Origin of the sequence: Methylocystis bryophila, from assembly GCF_027925445.1 — a bacterium.
Classification (GTDB): domain Bacteria; phylum Pseudomonadota; class Alphaproteobacteria; order Rhizobiales; family Beijerinckiaceae; genus Methylocystis; species Methylocystis bryophila.
This window is the reverse complement of record NZ_AP027149.1, coordinates 3,212,571-3,230,456: the sequence shown is the minus strand read 5'-3', so window position 1 is coordinate 3,230,456 and position 17,886 is coordinate 3,212,571. Positions and strand designations below refer to the sequence as shown.

Here is a 17,886-nt window from a genome sequence, read left to right as displayed (position 1 = left end):
TGGCGTAATTGTCCCTCAAAAGCAAAAAGCCCGCTTCGGCGGGCTTTTGGCTTTTTCCGTCCGTGTCTCGAATTGGCCTCAACGCTCGCAAATCTCTTGCGTCTCTTGTCCGCGCAGGCCGTAGCCTTCGTCGAGCGTGATCGTTTCTTCGCGGCATTGCGTCCCTGACTGGTCCTGCGACTGTTTCGTGGCGGATGCGGAGACCGCCGCCTTGGCGTGGGCGACGTCCCCCGCCGACTGGAGGATCACTCCCTCAAACAGCGTAGCCTGCGCGGCGAAGAGCAGGAGACCGAGCCTCGCCGCCCCGGCGATCGTGAACTGACGTAACGCCAATCTTGGGAAAAATAACGCCGACATGATCTTCCGCCTCCCCCGTTTCGTGAGCGATTGCCTCCTTCGCCTCACGCCAGCTCATTAAAGCTCACATTTCGACCAAAAGCCGTGCGCCGCCGCACGCCGCGCCCCCATAGGCTCCAGAAGCTAGCGGAGCGGCGGCCAGTTTCAGCCTGAGCCGTGACGCCTCGCCGCTTGTCCCACGAATCGCTTTTCGGTAGGGTCCCCCGGCTTCGCTGTGCGCGGAGAATCGTTCGAGCGACAGAAAATCGCGCCAGTTCAAAATATTCGAGCGAATTCCGATCGCGGGGGTCAGTCACTTTTTGCGAAGATGCGCTCGAGGAGGAGCTGACGGTGGCGTTCGCGGGAATTCCTTTCTTCGACGACTTGCCGCTTCGAAAAGCCGAAATCTATGGGCGAAGCAGCGTCCGTCGACGCTATGGAGAAGGCGAGCTCGTGCTCGACTTCGACGACGATACCAGTGACGTTTATTTCGTTGTGCATGGCGAGGTCCGCGTGCTGATCCGCACCGCCGCCGGCCGCGAGATGATTCTGTGCGAATTGGGACCGGGCCGTTGTTTTGGCGAGATGGCGGCAATCGATGGCCTGACGCGCTCCGCCAATGTGACGGCGCTCACCAACACCGAGCTTTGCGTCTTGCCCGCGTCGGCTTTTATGGAGATCGTGCTCAGCGAGCCGCGTATCTGCCAGCGCCTGCTGCGGCTGCTCACCCTACGGGTCCGCGAGCTCGACATGCGCCTCGTCGAGCACAGCATGCTCGACCTGCGCCATCGGCTTTACGCCGAGCTGCTCCGACTCTCCGCGCCGAGGCATGGCGCCGCCGGACAATCGATCGTATCCCCGCCGCCACGCCAGCAGGACCTGGCCGCGCGCATCGGCTGCAGGCGCGAGCAGGTGAGCCGCGAGCTCACGGCGATGATCGACGAGGGGCTGGCGGAAAAGACCAAGGGAGGCTTGGTGCTGCCCCGCCCCGAGACCTTGCGCTCACGCGTGCAAAGTGTGCTGGACGGAACGGATTAAGGCGTGACGCGAGGAGTCGCTTCTTTGCCTAAAGAGCGGATCACGTTTTTCTTTGTCGGGGCGGATTCGCCTGAATGCAGCGATCGAGAACCCGTAAGGTCTGTCCATTTTCGCGGAATGCGCTCGATATCCGACGCGTGTGCGGCCGCACAGCGGCCAAGGCGGTGCTCCTCTAGAACCGGGACATGAACGCGAGAGGCCCTGAACTCTCGCTTCCACGACCGGATGGGGACGACAATGCAATCTCTTTCGCCGCTTTCGCGTTGTGCGCAGATCTGCGGACTCACTCCGAAGGAACTGATCGTCGGCGCCAGCCCGCGCCCGGAGCATGAGTTCCTGGCGGCGCGCTATTATCGCAGCTCGACCATCGGCAAGGCGAGAATGCGCCGCGCGATGGTCGCGGCGATCAGGGCCGCGTTGAAGGCCGCCGAGCCGCGTTCGGCCGCGGATCTCCTCGTCGCCCTGCGCATGATGCTGGGACGGCGGCGTGGCCGCTCGTGGGGCGCGCGGCGTCGCACCCGCCGCTCCCATCAGAGCCGCTGCGCCGTGGAGGCGCCCGTCGGCCGACCCGGCGACGAGCGTGGGGAGAGGGGCGCAATTATCGTCGATTTCGTAGAACGCCAGGCCGCTCTGGCTTCCTGCCGGCCCCTTCGGCTCGAGGCGTGACCTTCCGCGGGCGAGCACCCGCCGGTCGGGGCCCAGCGCAAGCGCGGCGTCAAACCCGCTCGCTCGCCCTTGCCCGCTCGCTCGCCATTGCTTGAATCGCATCTAGCTGGCATATCGCGGCGTCAAACAAGCCGAAGGGGGCTGAGAGGCCCCGCGCCTGCCCGCGGGCGCCGAGCGAGCCAGGATGACGATGAGCTTGGTCAATCACATAACGGTTAATCACATCAGGAAGCTCTTCCTGGATTATTTCGCGCGTTTCGACCACGAGATCGCGCCTTCCTCGCCGTTGGTGCCGCATAACGACCCGACCTTGATGTTCACCAACGCCGGCATGGTGCAGTTCAAGAGCGTCTTTACCGGCGTCGAGAGGCGCGCCCGGCCGCGCGCGGCGACCGCGCAGAAGTGCGTGCGGGCCGGGGGCAAGCACAACGACCTCGACAACGTCGGCTATACCGCGCGGCATCTGACCTTCTTCGAGATGCTCGGCAACTTCTCCTTCGGCGACTATTTCAAGGAGGGCGCGATCGAGCTCGCCTGGGGTTTGGTCTCCAAGGAGCTTGCGCTCGACAAAAGCCGTCTGCTCGTGACCGTCTATCACGATGACGATGCAGCTTTCGATTTGTGGAAAAAGATCGCGGGCTTTTCCGAAGACCGGATCATCCGCATCCCGACGCACGACAATTTTTGGAGCATGGGCGAGACCGGCCCCTGCGGCCCGTGCTCGGAGATCTTTTACGATCAGGGTGAGAAATTCGCCGGCGGCCCGCCCGGGAGTCCCGACGAGGACGGTGACCGGTTCATCGAGTTCTGGAACCTGGTCTTCATGCAATATGATCAGGTCACGCCGGAGCAGCGCATCGCCTTGCCGCGCCCGTCGATCGACACGGGCATGGGGCTCGAGCGCATGGCGGCGCTCATGCAAGGCGTCGGCTCCGTATTCGAGACGGATCTCTTCGTGGCGCTCATCGAGGCCGTCGCAGAGCTCACGCATGTTTCGCCGACCGGTCCGCAAGCCGCGAGCCACCGCGTGATTGCCGACCATCTCCGCACCTCCTCCTTTCTCGTCGCCGACGGCGTGACGCCTTCGAACGAAGGACGCGGTTACGTTTTGCGTCGCATCATGCGCCGCGCCATGCGTCATGCCCAAATGCTCGGGGCGGCGGAGCCGCTGATGTGGCGGCTCGTGCCGGCGCTCGTCGAGGAAATGGGCCACGCCTATCCCGAACTGCAGCGGGCGGAGTCGCTCATCAGCGACACGCTGCTGACCGAGGAGACGCGCTTCCGCACGACGCTTGCTCGCGGATTGGCGATCCTGGACGAAGAAACGGCGTCGCTCGCTTCCGGCGATCGGCTGCCCGGCGAGACAGCGTTCAAGCTTTACGACACCTACGGCTTTCCGCTCGATCTGACGGAGGACGCGCTGCGGCCTCGCGGCATCGGCGTCGAGAAGGAAGGCTTCGACACGGCCATGGCGCGCCAGCGCGCTGAGGCGCGCAAGGCCTGGGCCGGCAGCGGCGAGACGGCGACAGAGGCCGTGTGGTTCGCGCTCAAGGAGCGCGTCGGCGCGACGGAATTTCTCGGTTACGATGCGGAGAAGAGCGAGGGCGCGGTGACGGCCCTCTTGAAGAACGGTGTCGAGACCTTCTCGCTGAAAAAGGGAGAACGGGGCGCCGTCATCCTCAACCAAACGCCATTTTACGGCGAGTCGGGCGGCCAGGTCGGCGACACCGGCGAGCTCAAAGGGCCGGGACTGCTGTTTCGCGTCGAGGCGACGCACAAGAAGCTCGGCGATCTGATCGTCCACGAGGGCGTGCTCGAGGAAGCCGGCGAAGCGGGCCTCGCCGAGGGCGTCACTCTCGTCCTCGAGGTCGACCATGAGCGGCGTCGCGCGACGCGCGCCAATCACTCTGCGACGCATATCCTGCATGAGGCGCTGCGGCGCGTGCTCGGCGATCACGTGCAGCAGAAGGGCTCTCTCGTGGCGCCGGATCGGCTGCGGTTCGATTTTACGCATCCAAAGCCAATGGCCCCCGAGGAGATTGCCGAAGTCGAGCGGCTCGCTAATGAGATCGTGCAGGACAATGCGTCGGTCGACACGCGCCTGATGGCGCAGGAAGAGGCGATCGCCTCCGGCGCCCGCGCGCTCTTCGGCGAAAAATACGGCGACGAGGTTCGTGTCGTCGCCATGGGCCGAAAAGAGGCGACGTCCGGCCATGCGTTCTCCATCGAGCTTTGCGGCGGCACCCATGTGCGGCGCACGGGGGACATCGGCCTTCTCAGCATCGTCTCGGAAGGCGCCGTCGCTTCAGGCGTGCGGCGGATCGAGGCGCGCACCGCGGAAGGCGCGCGCGTCGGTCTCGTGGCTCAGTCGAAGGCTCTCGCCGAGATCGCGAGCCTGATGCGCGCGCCGACCGAAGAAGCGCCTGCGCGGCTCGCGGCGCTTCTCGATGATCGCAAACGCCTGGAGCGCGAGCTCGCCGACGCCAAGCGCAAGCTCGCCATGGGCGGCGGCGACGGGGAGGCGAGTCAGCCGATTACCGAAGTCGCCGGGATCAAGCTCTTCTCGCGCGCGGTCACCGGGGTCGAGTCGAAAGACTTGAAGGGACTCGTCGACGAAGCGAAGAAATCGATCGGCTCGGGCGTCGTCGCGATCGCCAACAGCGCGCCTGACGGCAAGGTCGGCGTCGTCGTCGGGGTGACCGACGATCTGACCGGCCGCTTCAGCGCCGTCGACTTCGTTCGCCTCGCGGCCGAGAAGCTCGGCGGCAAAGGCGGCGGCGGGCGGCCCGATCTCGCGCAGGCAGGCGGTCCCGACGCTTCGGCGATCGATGCGGCGCTGGCTGCGATCGGCGAGGCGTTGCGCGCCAAGGCGGCGCAATAAACGCAGAGGCCGCTTCTCCCGTCTCGATCGCCTCAAGCCGGTTTCCGCCGCTTGCAGAATTTGCGTTCTTCCTCTTGGCTCAAGGACTGTGGCGGAATTGCAACAGTCTCTGAAGAAATATCGTCTTGCGTCTTAACGCTATTGCACGCGGGATCGGGCTGAGAGATTAATCTCAGCTGTCGCGGTTGGCGCCGAATCTGTTGCGTCGCGCGGCGTTTCGCTATTCTCGAAAGAACGGGGGCGGACATGCGTCGGCTCGGCTTTGGATTGCTTTGCATCATTAGCGCGACGGCTATCGGGGGCGACGCCTTGGCGCGCACCCACCGGGGAGCGCCACCGCCTCCGCCGGTCGCGGACTCCAATCCCTTCTCTTTCCTCTTCGGCAACCTGTCCTCTTCGGGGGCGGGGGAGTGGCGCCCGCAGGCGAGCGCCGTCCCACGCGAGGTGGTCAGCTATGGCGGCGGACAGGCCCCGGGCACGATCGTGATCAGCACGTCGGAGCGGCGTCTCTATTATGTGCTGGGCGGAGGACAAGCGATCCGTTATGGCGTCGGCGTCGGGCGTCCGGGCTTCGAATGGTCGGGCGTGCGCAGCGTCTCGGCGAAGCGCGCCTGGCCGGACTGGACTCCGCCGGCGCAGATGCTGAGGCGCCGTCCCGATCTGCCGCGGCACATGGCCGGCGGCATCAACAACCCGCTCGGCGCGCGCGCCATGTATCTTGGCGGAACGCAGTACCGCATTCACGGCTCGAACGAGCCGGAGACGATCGGTCACGCGGTTTCTTCTGGCTGCATCCGCATGACGAATGACGACGTCGTCGATCTTTACAACCGCGTCCGTGTGGGCACGCGCGTGATCGTGCAGCGCTAGCGCGTTTCCCGCTCGAACGGAATCGTTCGAGCGATAAGGAATCGCGCCAAGTCAAAAAGTTGGAGCATGGCATGACCGGAAAACCGCTTCGCACTTTTCCGTGACATGCTCTAAATCCGGCGTATGCGACAAGAACCGATCGCGCTGCATTCAGGCGATTCCGCCTGAATGCAGCGTGATCTAAAGGCTCTCTCCCAGAGTGGCGATCGCCCGGCCGCCTTCGCCGCTGTCGGCGCGATCCGACTCCGGCGTGAGCAGCTGCGCCGCGGCCAGCGTCGCGAAGCGACCGCCCTTTTTCACGAGATCGTCGAAGGACCCGCTCTCGACGATCTCGCCATGGTCGAAGACGAGAATGCGGTCGGCGTTGCGCACTGTGGCGAGGCGATGCGCGATCACGAATGTCGTGCGCCCCTTGGTCGCCGCGGCGAGCGCCTTCTGAATCTGCCTCTCCGTCGTCGCGTCGAGCGCGCTCGTCGCTTCGTCGAAGACCATGATAGGCGGGTCCTTGAGCAGGGCGCGCGCGATGGAAAGACGCTGACGCTCGCCGCCCGAGAGGCTGCGTCCCCTCTCGCCGATGACCGTTTCGAGCCCGTTGCTCTGACGCGAGACGAAATCTTTGGCCTGCGCCAGCTCCAGCGCGGCCTCGATCTCCGCCGAGCTGGCGTCGGTCTTGCCGATGCGCAGATTCTCCTCGATCGAGCGCGCGAAGAGCATCGGTTCCTGGAAAACGACACCGATGTTCCGGCGAAGCGCGTCGAGCTGGATGTCGCGGATGTCGCGCCCGTCGATGGTCACGCGGCCTTCGACCGGGTCGAAGATGCGATGCAAGAGCCCGAGCGTCGTCGATTTTCCCGAGCCCGTGGAGCCGACCAGCGCGATCGTTTCGCCGGGCTCTGCCGAAAAGCTCACGTTTCTTACGGCCATGCGCTTGGCGTCGTAGGAATAGCTCACGCCCTCGAAGGCGACGGCGCCCAAAAGCCTGCCGGGATCGATGGCGTTAGGGTGATCGTCCACCATGGGGCGCGTGTCGAGCGTCGTGTAGAATTCGCGCAGCCGCGCCGATTGCGCAAACAGGAAGTTGACGAAGCCGACCGCCTGCTCGAGCCGCCCGATCAGCATGGTTGCGAAATTGATGAAGGTCACGATCTCGCCGACAGTGACCAAGCCCTCCGAATGAAGACGGGCGCCATAAAGGAAGATCGCGAGCACGGTCATCGTTGCCGAGGCTCGGCTCGCCACGACCACGACTGCCCACCAGGAGAGCACCGGCAATTGCGCGGCGAGCAGATCGTCGCTGATGCGCCTTAGCGCCTGCGATTCATTATGCACGCGCGTGAAGCTCTGCACGACGGGAACGTTGCCGAAGGCGTCGCCGGCGTGAGACGCGAGCGCGGCGTTGTGACGCTCAACCAGCGCTTGCAGCGCATCGGTGCGACGCAGCACCAGCGCGGTGACGAGATAAAAAATGCCGACCATGACGATGAGCAGACTGGCCAGACGCCAATTGTAGAAGAGCGTCGCCGGCAGCAGGATGAACAGCGCTATGAAGGAAGCGCAGTTCTCGCGAAAGAAGGAGAGCCACAGGCTGAACATCGCGCTCGCGCCTTCGAGCATCGATTGCAGCAGCCGTCCGGAATGGACGTTGGCGTGAAAGCTCAAGGGAAGATTCAGCACGTGATCAAAATAGCGCGCCATCACGACGAGCCGGCAGCGGTGCGCCAGACGGTCGGCGTTGAGCCCCACCGCCATCGCGGCGACGATCGAAAAGAGCCCGAAACCCGCCCAGGCCGCGACGGTCGGCCAGATCTCTCGCAAGCCAACGGGCGCGCCGTTCGGCTGCTCGTGCGTCATCAGGTCTATGATCTTGCCAAAGAGCATCGGCTCGGCGAATTGCGCCGCGGCAAGCACGAGATTGGCGACGACGAGACCATAGGCGAGCTTGGCATGGCCGCGCAGCTCGCCGAGAACGCGCCAATAGAGCGAGAAGACCGACATGGCGAGGCCTTGGCTTTGGCGATGGGCGCTAAGCGATACCAAAGGGCGGGGCGAAGACGCAAGGGGAGGGGAGGCGGCTTTGCCAGAAAGGCGCTCTCAGCCTCCCTCCATCCCCTCCAACAGCGCAAATTCTTCCCGCACCCGCTCAGTCCCATAAATCCGCTCGAGGCGCCGCAGCATGAAATGCCCGTGCGCGATCTTTTGAAAATGATTCATGAAGGCGACGTTGATCGCCGCGGCGCTGGCGGCGCTGGCGAGCGGCACGGCGCTGACGGCGATCTTCTCATAGACGACGATGCCGAAGCGCGAGGCGACTTCCTTAGAGAGCGCCGTGACCACCGGCGTCGAGACATTGGTTGCGCCGCGATGGGCGAGGAGCGTCGCCGCCTCCGACGTGAGGCGCCCCAGCATCGCGCGCGAGGCATAGTAGCCGAAGTCGGAGCGTTTCTCGGCGCCATAGGCGAAGACCTCGACACAGGCGAGCCGCGCCTCCATCTTCTCGAGGTCTTCCCCGTGATGCCTGGCGATGTCAGCGATCGCGCGCAGCATTAGGATTGTCGTCAACGGCAGCTCGAGCGGGAGCGCCACCGCGCCGAACAGTCCAGCGAAGCCGCCCGCGACGCCGGCCCAGGTCGACGCCAGCCGCGTCTGCGGGCGCCGCCGCGGGATGTTCTTCAAGGAGCGGATCGCGAGCTTGAGGCAAGCGAGGATTGCGTGTTCGATCGCCTGGTCCACGCCTTTCCTGAGTGTGGGCGAGGCCAGCTTCAGCGCGCCCTGCAACGGGGCGCCCGCGTAATCGGACATACGCGCTGCAAAGCTCGAGGATGCGAGGAGCTCTTGCGCCCGCGCAAGCTGTTGGAGGTGTTCTTGGGCGAACTCGCGCGGGCGCGCGCTCATCGACCTTTCAACAACGGCCGCATGCCGTTGACGCTGGCGAGGATCGCCGAGCCATTGCTGAGCACCGCCGTGAAGGAGGGACTGACCAGCCCGCTCGGAAGAGCGAGGCCCAAAGCGATCGTGTTGAGCGCGACGACGATGCCGTAGTTCTGCTTGATGAGCTTCACGGAGCCGCGCGATATCTCCACCGCCTCGACCATCTTCCAGAGCGAATCCTCCATCAGCACGACATCGGCGGATTCTTGCGTCACCTCGGCGCCGTGCTTCATCGCAATGCCGACGTCGGCGAAGCTCAGCGCGGGCGAGTCGTTGATCCCATCGCCGACCATCGCGACGACGCGTCCCTCGCGCTGTAGCTGCCGAACGATATCGGCCTTGTCGGAAGGCATCATGTCGGCGTATTGGCGCGTGAGGCCGAGCTGCTCGCCGACGGCCTTCGCGACGACGGCGTTGTCGCCCGTCATCATGATGGCGTCCTTGATTCCGAGCGCATAAAGCCGCTCGACGATCGTCGCCGCCTCGGGACGGATCTGGTCGGCGTAAGGCAGAAGCGCCGCAAGCTTGCCGTCCAGCGCGACATAGAGGCAGGAGCAGCCCTTGTCCTGGAAGCGAACGCGGTCACCCACGGCCTTCTTAACCGCGATTCCGTTCTCGCGCAGGAAGCGCTCGCTGCCCACATGGATGAAATGGCCGTCGACCTCGCCCTCGACGCCGAGTCCCAGACGATAGCGCGGCTCCTGGCAAAGGGGCACGTCGGCAAGACAATCCGCCGCTTTTGCGCGCACCGCGTCGGCGACCGGATGCGTGAGCCGGCTCTCCGCCGCCGCGGCGAGGCCGATCAGTCGTCGGTCGTCGATACGGCGCTGGTAGGAGACGATCTCCACCACCTCCGGTTGTCCGCGCGTCAGCGTCCCGGTTTTGTCGAAAAGGATCGTGTCGGCCTCGGCCAAGCGCTCCATATGGCGCCCACTCTTGACGATGATGCCGCGTCGCGCCGCGAGCGTCATCGAGGAGAGCATGGCGGTCGGCGCCGCGACGCGGATGCCGGTCCCATAGTCGACGATGACGAGCGACAGGAAGCGATTGAAATCGGCGGTGAGCGCCGCGGTTCCGACCGCAACCCCGAGCGTCGGCGCGACCAGCCGATCGGCCAGCTTTTCGGCGTGGTTTTGCATGCGCGTGTCGCCGATCGGCGCCGAGTCGATGAGTCGCACGATCTGACCCGCCGTCGTGTCGGAGCCGACGCGCGTCGCCTTGATGGTGATCTGGCCCTCGCGCGTCACCGTCGCCGCAAAGGCGGCTTCGCCGACGCTGCGCGCAACCGGCAGGCCTTCGCCGGTGATCGTCTTCTGATCAATCATGGCGAGACCCTCGACGATCTCGCCGTCGACGGGGATCATCTCGCCCGGATAGACGATCACGTGATCGCCGACTTGCACGTCGCGCGCCGGGATCGAGACGACGCTGCCGTCGCGCAGGATCCAGGCCGTCTTCGACTGGAACTCGAGGAGATCGCCAATAGCGCGCTTCGAGCCAGAGGCGGTTAGATCACGGATCCAGTCGCCGAGCTTGATGAGCCAGGTGATGAGCGCGCCGGCGACGTAATTGCCCTGTCCGAGAGAAGCGAGGATCGCCAGCGTGTCGAGGAAGTCGACGTTGAGCCGACGCTCTTCGCGGACGACGCGAAAGGCCCGGGCGGCGATCGGGTAGCCGTTCCAGAGCATCAGGGGAATGTTGATCGCCGTCGCAAAGGGGTTGACGAAAAAGGCGAGGCCAAGGGACACCGTCGGCAGAAGCATCGGATGGTGCTTCGGCTCCTCGGCGGGCTCGACTTTTGCAATCAAATCCTTGGCCAGATGCTGGCCGTGATCGAGGTGTGTCGCGGTGAGCTTCGTCAATTCCCGGACATCGTCGAGCGACATCAGCCGCAGCTGTCCGAGCAGCATGCGGAACATCGGCTCGTGCTTCACGTCATACTCGACGACGAGACTGGCGCAGGCGTAATTGATGCGCGCCGAGTAGACCGCGCTCTGCGCGCGCAGCCACATCAGCAGCTCCTCGGCGAGCCCGCGCTCATAGCAAAGCGACGGGATGGCGACGCGCACGCGCCCCGGCATGAAATGGCGAATTGCGAACTGCATGGGAAGCGGTTTTCCTCGCTCAAGCGGGGGGCGGCTGAGTCTTATCCTTCGCGGTCTTGATAACCACGGGCGCTTGGTTCTCCACTCTCTCTTCCAGCTCGTGATGCCGCTGCAGCTCCACGAAATGGTTGAGCGAGAACACGCCGAGCGTGAGCCATATCGGCGTCGCCGCCGAGGCGCCAAGCTCGATGAGCGGGAGAGCCATGACGACGCAGGCAAGACCAATCTTGAAGTCCAGGAGGTTATGCGTGCGCAGCTTGATCTCGCGATCAAAGCGCTTGCAAATATGAACGACCACCCGAGCCGTGTGCGAATGCTCGGACAGATATTCCGCCTCTCTCTGGATCTTGTTCGCGAGCTCGTCGAGTTGCGTCGGCGGCGGCGCGGACGACGGTTCGCCCATACGACCCCGCAAATGGCGCTGAAAGCTCTCATATTGTCTGGGATCGTAGCGCAAAACGAGACTGCCAGTCGCCGGATTGGCGGTGACGCGCTGGATGCCGGGAATGCCCGCGAACGTCTCGCCGATCTGCTGCAACAGCTCCGGATTGCCCTTGCCGGCGGCAATCTTCATGCGCACCCGGCCGGCCGTCTGATGCTCGATTTTCATGCCGAGCTTCAGTTTCTTTTTCTTTTTCTTTTTGCCGAGGGCGCCTTCATTCTCGGCGTCGACCGATCCGGAGAAGGGCGCGTCGGCTGAGGTCTCGGCTTCTAGCATCGCCGCCAAGGGTGGCGTGTCAGTATTTTCAGGCGCAGCCAGCGGCTGCGTCTCGGCATCTTCAGACGCCGCCAGCGACGGCGTCTTGGCTTCTTCCGACGCCGCCGGGAGTGGCGTCGGATTCACGGCTTGCGCCGCCTGGAAGGCTTGGGCCGACCTGTCCTGCATCGGCGTCAGGTGATCGGAGCCGCGTCCTTGGCCGGCGCTTCGGCCTTGCTCTTCGCCTCGGCGTCGACCTCGGCGACGATGTCCTGGACGTGCTCATTGGCCTCAGCGACGAATTCCTTCGTCTTCTGGCCGAGCTTGTAGGCGTTGCGCACCGTCTCCTTGAACATCGGCCCAATCGCTTCGCCGATCTTGGGCACAAATCTCGGTGCGAGCATCGCGGCGACGCCGAGCGCGACGCCAGGCAGGAGCGCAGCTTCCAACACCGCAACGCCGACGCCGACCACGCCGACAGTCGCGATTGTCGCGACCAGGTCGGTCTCCTCGCGGCTCAGTTCCTCTTCCACATCATGCTCCGGCACGGTGTCGAAATCTTCGACGTTCGCGTGAGACTCGTCAGCCGGCTTGTGCATGCACCTAACTCCGATCCTTTAATAAGTCCTTGGATTTCAAGGACAGGTATCGTTGTATCATTGGACTTGCTCGATGACAAAGAAATGACGCGGAGAAGCCAGTAGACAGAAATTGATCGGTTTTTTCGTTCATCGCCGCGTTCGTCGATTTAGTCGCGAGCAGATGTATAGCGGGTCCCGGGATGGCCCGTCAGGACCGCGGGAACGCCCAAAGATCCGTCTGGACGCAGCGTCGCGGTCGACGCTTCATGCGCCCGTGATGAGCGGACCTTTTTGCTGGATCTCGTGCCGCTCGGCGGCCTCTAGCCACTGCTCCTCGGCCGCCGCCAAGGCGTCAGCCAATTCGGAGCGTTGGGCCGCAAGCTGCGCCGCCTCTTTCGGGTTCTTGGCGAAGGTCTCCGGATGGGCGAGCTTTGCGTCGACGCGCGCGATGAGAGCGGAAAGTTTTTGGACTTTTTCCTCCGCGGCGGCGAGACGGCGGCGAAGGGCGCCAAGGTCGGCGCGCGGCTCCTGCCCCTGGGCGCGCCGCGGCGCAGCGCTCGACGGCTCCCGCGCGTCGGCGCCCGTCCGCGCGAGCGCCTGACGCGCATAATCGTCGAGATCGCCGTCGAAGACGCGAACGCCGCCATTCCCGACGACCCAAAGCCGATCGGCGCAGGCTTCGAGCAGGTGGCGATCGTGGGAAACCAGCACGACCGCGCCTTCGTATTGGTTGATGGCTTCGATGAGCGCCGCGCGGCTGTCGATGTCGAGATGGTTGGTCGGCTCGTCGAGAATCAGGAGATGCGGCGCTTCGAAAGAGGCCAGCCCCAAGAGCAACCGCGCCTTTTCTCCGCCCGAGAGGCGCTCGATCCTCGTGTCGGCGCGCGCGCCGGAAAAGCCGCAGCGCGCCGCGGCGGCGCGCGCCTTGGCTTGCGACGCGCTCGGCATGAGGCGGGCGAAAACTTCGTAGGGCGTGGCGTCCAGATCGAGGTCGTCGAGCTGATGTTGGGCGAAGAAGCCGACAGTCAGCTTGGCTGCCCGCACCGCCTTTCCGGCGGAGGGCTCGAGCCTGCCGGCGAGGAGCTTCGCGAAGGTCGTCTTGCCGTTGCCATTCGCGCCGAGAAGTCCGATCCGGTCGTCCTCGGAGAGCGAGAGCGTAAGGCGCGACAATACGACGCGCTCGCCGTAGCCGACGCTGGCGTTCTCGAGCGCGACGATCGGCGGCGACAGCGGCCGCTCGGGGGAGGGGAGCTCTATGGGCAGGACCTCGGCGTCGACGATCGGCTCCGCCGGCTCCAGCTTCGCGAGAAGCTTCAGCCGAGATTGCGCTTGGCGCGCCTTTGTCGCCTTGGCTCGAAAGCGATCGACGAAGGCTTGCAGGCTCTTGCGTCGCGCCTCGTCTTTCTTCCCGGCTTTGGCGGCGAGGGCCTGCGCCTCTCGCCGCTGCTTCTCGAAGGCGGAATAATTGCCTCGATAGAGGCTCAGGCCCGCCCGGTCGAGATGGATGATATGGGTCGCCACCGCGTCGAGCAGATCGCGGTCATGGCTGATGACGATGGCGCTCGAGGGGTAGCGGGACAAATAATCGACGAGCCAGAGGGTCCCTTCGAGATCCAGATAATTTGTGGGCTCGTCGAGCAGCAGCAGATCCGGGCGCGAGAACAGCACGGCGGCGAGCGCGACGCGCATGCGCCAGCCGCCCGAAAATTCGGCGAGCGGGCGGCGCTGCGCCTCGGCGTCGAAGCCCAGCCCGTCGAGGATGGCGGCGGCGCGCGCCGGGGCCGCATGGGCCTCGATATCGGAGAGCCTCGCGTGGATTTCGCCGATCTCATCAGGGTCGCTCGCTTCTTCCGCACGCGCCAGGAGGCGGGCGCGCTCGCGGTCGGCCGCGAGCACGAAGTCGATGAGGAGCTCGGGGCCGCCGGGCGCCTCCTGCTCGACGCGCCCGAGACGCGCGCGCGGCGGCAGCGAGATGACGCCGCTTTCCGCGGCGATCTCGCCGGCGATGATTCGGAACAGGGTGGTCTTGCCGGCGCCGTTGCGCCCGACGAAGCCCGCCCGCGCGCGCTGCGGCAAGGCGACGGAAGCCTTGTCGAAGAGAATCCGTTCGCCGAGGCGATAGGTGAGAGCTTCGATGGTGATCATGGCGCTCGGAGCCGATCCGGCCCTGGATCCCGCTGCGTTCAGGCGGAACCGCTCGAACGCAGGCAATGTGATCGAAAGGAAGAGCGCGCCCTAAGCGAAAAAGCGGTTTGCTTGTTTCGCGTCGCGCCCGAGAGGAGAAGCAGGCTTTAGGCCATTTGGACGCCAGGGCGCAAACCTTCCGCTCGAAGACCGCGCGCCGACGCTTGTCAGGGGAACGCGCCGCCTCTATAGATCGCCGCGCTTCGCCGCCAACGCGGCCGGCCCGCGCCCATCGTCTAGAGGCCTAGGACGTCGCCCTTTCACGGCGAAAACAGGGGTTCGAATCCCCTTGGGCGCGCCAGTTCTGAACAAGACTGGCGCGTTGATCCCCCCGGTTTCCCGTCTTCTGAGGCGGCCAGTGTGCGCAGCAGGGCGCTCCTCCTGTGGCCCATGATGCGCGCCTCGCGATCGCGTGCGTCAACCCCTCCGGCCGGTGCCCGACGATCATCACCGACCCGTCTCACATGCTCCGGGAGCCTTAAGGGCGAGTCCCAGCTACAGCCGCCCGAGCACATGTTCTTCTTTTGTTCTTGACTTTGGAACAAAAGAAGAACATATAGGCCTAGGAATTTCGGATCTGGGACTTTCGCATGATCAGAACCTTCCGATTGACGAATGCCCGGCGGATTGGGGTTGAGCTGCACTTCCGCGGGCCTGGCGCTTGCTGGCGTGCCCCTGCTTTACAAGACAGAAGCGGGATTTGCACCGAGGCCGGCTGCCGAGGTCGCCTCGTTGATCGAGGCGGCTTACGGCGCGGATCCGACCCGGCTGCAGTCGAGTTTGGGCTGATCGCTCAAGCGCTCAATCGAGGAGATTTCGCGCATGCCAACATTGCTGCGGTCCTGGCGCGGGCGCCGGAGCTGAGCCGGGAGGCGGCCGCGCGGCTCGCGAATGCGGAGAAAAAGCTGGCCAAATATGATCCTGACGAGCCGAGGGACTGGCATGGCCGTTGGACCAGCGGCGGAGTCGCCGGGCCGGCGAGTGCGGCGACCGCGGAGAGCGCTGCGGACCGGCGTGGGCCGCCCAAGCTTGCCGTCTCTGGCGTGTCGGGGGATGCAGCGGACACCCGTGAGCAGGCGTTCGAGAGAAAATACGACGAGCTGGGGCCGGTCGATTTTGCGAAGGAGGTTATCCAATTTGGCGATCGGTTGGGGCGGGAAGGTCGCAGCTTCTCGCCCGCCGAGCGGGAGCGCGCCCTTGCAGAATACGCCTTTCTTCAGGATCGCCTGTCATTCTGGCTCGACTATGACTACAAGCCTGCGACGGCGCACGCGAACCTTCTTTCTGCCGCCCTCACCCTCTACCAGGGCGCGATAAATGGCGGAATCGCCCGGGCGGGCGAGTTGCCCCGGTCGATGGTGGACGTGGGCGGGGCGGTCTGGGCTTTCGACAATCTTCCGCCGCGCATCCGCCCGTCGACAAAGCCGAACTTCGAAAGCACGCCGGGCGCGCGCGTCGAAGCGCCGAGAGAGATCGAAGGAATCGGCGGCGTCGTCAACAATCGTGAAGCTGGGATCGTCTGGGGGAAAGGCGTCAAGGAACAGGGCGAGGGCTGGGAGCTCTATGTCGGCAAAGAGAATCCTGACGCTGTAAATTTGGCGCCGAACGCCAAGGCATTTGATCATTTTAACCTGACAACTCAAGAAGCCATAAGCGCCAAGACGCTGAACACGCTGAGCGTGAGCTACATCAAGAAGCCCGAGAGGATCTACCAGAAACTGAAGGGGTACGTCGATGCTGCAGCGGACTATGAGCCTCGCGTGGGCGCTGACTTAGATCCGTCGGACATCCGCTCGAAGACAATTCAGCTCGCGATCTCCGAATATACATCGCCAACACAGTGGCAGTATCTCCAACGGGCGAAACGCTACGGCAGAGATCGTGGTGTTTCGATTGTGATCACGAGGATCAGAGAATGAGCCGGACAGGAATCTTGCCGTCCAGGCAGTGCGCCGACATCCATCGGACGGAACGATTCATTTCCGTCGAGCCGTTGTCCGGATACAGCCTTATCGCGCGCGAAGACGACGGCTATGTAATCTATCTCGCGCCGGACGCCTCCGACGCCGAGCTAGGGCGGGCGCTGCTGGACGCCCTAGGCAGGAGCCGTTTCATTTGGCCTCCAGACGAGCCAGAATTCTTCAAGGCCGAGAGATACATGCGATGCTATCGGGATTGGCAGCAGGATATTATGAGTCGCTATGGCTATAGGACCAAGCGTGAAGCATACAAGAGCATGGAGTGGTGTCGGGCCAAAAGATCCGAAGGGAGGACTTCCATCTACCCGCATAAGCGCGACAAGCCAGAATATTGGACGGATCTTCCGCCGGATCGAACGGTCGTCATTCCCGAGACGGCGGACGCCGCTATGGCCGGCGCAGCCCTGAGACTGGCTCTGGACCGCTGCGAGTAACCTGTGTCCCCAAATTAGAAACGGATATCGCGTCTGCCCTTCAGGCGGCGCGCCGAGACCCCATTCTACCTAGAGGGTGCTAGGAACTGGCGCTGAGGACAACGGTGTTTTTTAGCATGATGCTACGAAAGCGATGAGCTGCATGTCGGCGAGGGTTCCGGCGCAGCAGTCTGGACTATGGGCATGCTCCTTGCCGTCAGCTCAACACTCTCATGGCTGAATGGATAGCGCCGCGCGAGAGATTTCGGCCGCCGCGCTGGCTCTGATCGGCGCTCGTTTCCGCGATGATCGCGGATAGCCTGATGGTCGAGACAATGATGAAGCCAGCAATAGCTTGGCCTCCGACCAAGGACGGCGTTGATGCTGCTTTTCTGCGTCCTTACCCCTGGCCTTCAAAGGGGATGGCTGGCCGAACAAACATTGTTCTAGTTCGCTCATCCACGCGTGAAAGGAGTTGATTTCTTCCTGCGCCGCACTCCGAACGCCCTGATTATCCGAATTGGCCATGGAACGTCCCGCTGCACAAACGACTACTTTAGGACAACGCTTGAGCGGACAAAACGTTCCATCCGGATTCCGTCTGCGCGCTCGTGCGGGCGATCGCGTCAAGGTCGCCGCCGGTGGCCATAGAGGCAGAGGGGCACAGGGAAGGGGCGCAGAGCGCGAGAGCCCTTGCCGTTCCTGAAGCATAAAACGTCGCTTGCCGCGCCAGCGGAGGGCGCTGATGCGCCAGAGTGTTTGATCCTAAGACTGCGCGGTTTTTCTTCGCTTTCTGAGCCGATGAGGGCGCGACGGCCTGATCGTCGCGACCGAGCTGTTTCAAGCCGCTCGATTCGCCCGCGGCCACAAAGGCCATGTGATGCTTCGCTTGGCCGACGACTCTCGAAACAAGCTCCGCAATGACCGCCTGATCTGTCGCTGTTCGGGCGGGGACGCTCGCGCAATGGATTGAGGGGATGCGCAAGAAGCGCCCCGCGCGAGCGCTGGCCTGGCCTTGTGCGATATATATAAACGTTATATAATATGGCTAAATCAAACGGGTTGCTAAAAAATACGGCAATGGCGCCATATATCACAGCGATATGTTGAAACATAATTCATAGACTAGCATTGACGTATGCGTAAACACGTGCATAAAGTATATAGTTACGTGAGGGCATGTCGTATGGGTTATATGGGTCATCAGT

13 protein-coding genes and 1 tRNA gene are annotated in these 17,886 nt (G+C 64.0%); 7 read left to right on the top strand and 7 right to left on the bottom strand.

Annotation, left to right across the window (positions count from 1 at the left end; genetic code table 11):
* Window positions 1–78: 78 nt before the first annotated feature.
* Window positions 79–357: a hypothetical protein gene (locus tag QMG80_RS15000; protein WP_085769907.1), complete on the bottom strand. Its 279-nt coding sequence runs from the start codon at window positions 355–357 to the stop codon at window positions 79–81.
* Between the two features lie 330 nt (window positions 358–687).
* Between QMG80_RS15000 and QMG80_RS14995 the strand changes: the two genes are divergently transcribed.
* The 4 genes from QMG80_RS14995 (at window position 688) to QMG80_RS14980 (ending at window position 5,791) form a co-directional block, all read left to right on the top strand.
* Window positions 688–1,374, top strand: a complete 687-nt coding sequence (locus QMG80_RS14995; protein ID WP_085769906.1) for a Crp/Fnr family transcriptional regulator — start codon at window positions 688–690, stop codon at window positions 1,372–1,374.
* A gap of 237 nt (window positions 1,375–1,611) precedes the next feature.
* Window positions 1,612–2,040 (top strand): hypothetical protein, encoded by a 429-nt coding sequence (locus QMG80_RS14990; RefSeq protein WP_158658522.1) that lies wholly within the window; start codon window positions 1,612–1,614, stop codon window positions 2,038–2,040.
* A 184-nt stretch (window positions 2,041–2,224) separates the two neighbouring features.
* Complete coding sequence (alaS, locus tag QMG80_RS14985; protein WP_245300017.1) at window positions 2,225–4,921, top strand: alanine--tRNA ligase; 2,697 nt, start codon at window positions 2,225–2,227, stop codon at window positions 4,919–4,921.
* 246 nt (window positions 4,922–5,167) lie between these two features.
* Complete coding sequence (locus tag QMG80_RS14980; protein WP_085769904.1) at window positions 5,168–5,791, top strand: L,D-transpeptidase; 624 nt, start codon at window positions 5,168–5,170, stop codon at window positions 5,789–5,791.
* A 180-nt stretch (window positions 5,792–5,971) separates the two neighbouring features.
* On the opposite strand, the gene QMG80_RS14975 is transcribed toward QMG80_RS14980, so the two are convergent.
* From QMG80_RS14975 to QMG80_RS14950, 6 genes are all read right to left on the bottom strand, one after another.
* Window positions 5,972–7,786, bottom strand: coding sequence for a glucan ABC transporter ATP-binding protein/ permease (locus tag QMG80_RS14975; protein WP_085769903.1), 1,815 nt, complete (start codon window positions 7,784–7,786; stop codon window positions 5,972–5,974).
* 96 nt (window positions 7,787–7,882) lie between these two features.
* A complete protein-coding gene (locus QMG80_RS14970; protein ID WP_085769902.1) occupies window positions 7,883–8,683 on the bottom strand; it encodes an EcsC family protein in 801 nt (266 codons plus the stop codon).
* On the bottom strand, window positions 8,680–10,824 hold the full coding sequence (locus QMG80_RS14965; protein ID WP_085769901.1) for a heavy metal translocating P-type ATPase: 2,145 nt from the start codon (window positions 10,822–10,824) through the stop codon (window positions 8,680–8,682). The genes QMG80_RS14970 and QMG80_RS14965 overlap by 4 nt, the downstream gene beginning before the upstream one ends.
* A gap of 19 nt (window positions 10,825–10,843) precedes the next feature.
* Complete coding sequence (locus tag QMG80_RS14960) at window positions 10,844–11,710, bottom strand: HMA2 domain-containing protein (RefSeq protein WP_085769900.1); 867 nt, start codon at window positions 11,708–11,710, stop codon at window positions 10,844–10,846.
* A gap of 5 nt (window positions 11,711–11,715) precedes the next feature.
* The gene (locus QMG80_RS14955) at window positions 11,716–12,120 is read right to left on the bottom strand and encodes a DUF5132 domain-containing protein (protein WP_085769899.1); all 405 of its coding nucleotides are present in this window, start codon (window positions 12,118–12,120) and stop codon (window positions 11,716–11,718) included.
* A 246-nt stretch (window positions 12,121–12,366) separates the two neighbouring features.
* Entirely contained in the window at window positions 12,367–14,247 is a 1,881-nt protein-coding gene (locus QMG80_RS14950) for an ABC-F family ATP-binding cassette domain-containing protein (protein ID WP_085769898.1), read from the bottom strand.
* A gap of 264 nt (window positions 14,248–14,511) precedes the next feature.
* On the opposite strand from QMG80_RS14950, the gene QMG80_RS14945 reads away from it, so the two are divergent.
* The 3 genes from QMG80_RS14945 (at window position 14,512) to QMG80_RS14935 (ending at window position 16,699) form a co-directional block, all read left to right on the top strand.
* Window positions 14,512–14,587, top strand: a tRNA-Glu gene (locus QMG80_RS14945).
* A gap of 289 nt (window positions 14,588–14,876) precedes the next feature.
* Entirely contained in the window at window positions 14,877–16,205 is a 1,329-nt protein-coding gene (locus QMG80_RS14940) for an endonuclease toxin domain-containing protein (RefSeq protein ID WP_085769897.1), read from the top strand.
* A complete protein-coding gene (locus QMG80_RS14935; RefSeq protein WP_085769896.1) occupies window positions 16,202–16,699 on the top strand; it encodes a contact-dependent growth inhibition system immunity protein in 498 nt (165 codons plus the stop codon). The genes QMG80_RS14940 and QMG80_RS14935 overlap by 4 nt, the downstream gene beginning before the upstream one ends.
* Window positions 16,700–17,886 lie beyond the last annotated feature (1,187 nt).

Bases quoted from the DNA above. Each gene is read 5' to 3' on its own strand.
- QMG80_RS14980 (WP_085769904.1), top strand. From the start codon at position 5,168: ATGCGTCGGCTCGGCTTTGGATTGCTTTGCATCATTAGCGCGACGGCT.
- QMG80_RS14940 (WP_085769897.1), top strand. From the start codon at position 14,877: ATGATCAGAACCTTCCGATTGACGAATGCCCGGCGGATTGGGGTTGAG.
- alaS (WP_245300017.1), top strand. From the start codon at position 2,225: ATGACGATGAGCTTGGTCAATCACATAACGGTTAATCACATCAGGAAG.
- QMG80_RS14970 (WP_085769902.1), bottom strand. From the start codon at position 8,683: ATGAGCGCGCGCCCGCGCGAGTTCGCCCAAGAACACCTCCAACAGCTT.
- QMG80_RS14955 (WP_085769899.1), bottom strand. From the start codon at position 12,120: ATGCACAAGCCGGCTGACGAGTCTCACGCGAACGTCGAAGATTTCGAC.
- QMG80_RS14960 (WP_085769900.1), bottom strand. From the start codon at position 11,710: ATGCAGGACAGGTCGGCCCAAGCCTTCCAGGCGGCGCAAGCCGTGAAT.
- QMG80_RS14990 (WP_158658522.1), top strand. From the start codon at position 1,612: ATGCAATCTCTTTCGCCGCTTTCGCGTTGTGCGCAGATCTGCGGACTC.
- QMG80_RS15000 (WP_085769907.1), bottom strand. From the start codon at position 357: ATGTCGGCGTTATTTTTCCCAAGATTGGCGTTACGTCAGTTCACGATC.
- QMG80_RS14935 (WP_085769896.1), top strand. From the start codon at position 16,202: ATGAGCCGGACAGGAATCTTGCCGTCCAGGCAGTGCGCCGACATCCAT.
- QMG80_RS14950 (WP_085769898.1), bottom strand. From the start codon at position 14,247: ATGATCACCATCGAAGCTCTCACCTATCGCCTCGGCGAACGGATTCTC.
- QMG80_RS14975 (WP_085769903.1), bottom strand. From the start codon at position 7,786: ATGTCGGTCTTCTCGCTCTATTGGCGCGTTCTCGGCGAGCTGCGCGGC.
- QMG80_RS14965 (WP_085769901.1), bottom strand. From the start codon at position 10,824: ATGCAGTTCGCAATTCGCCATTTCATGCCGGGGCGCGTGCGCGTCGCC.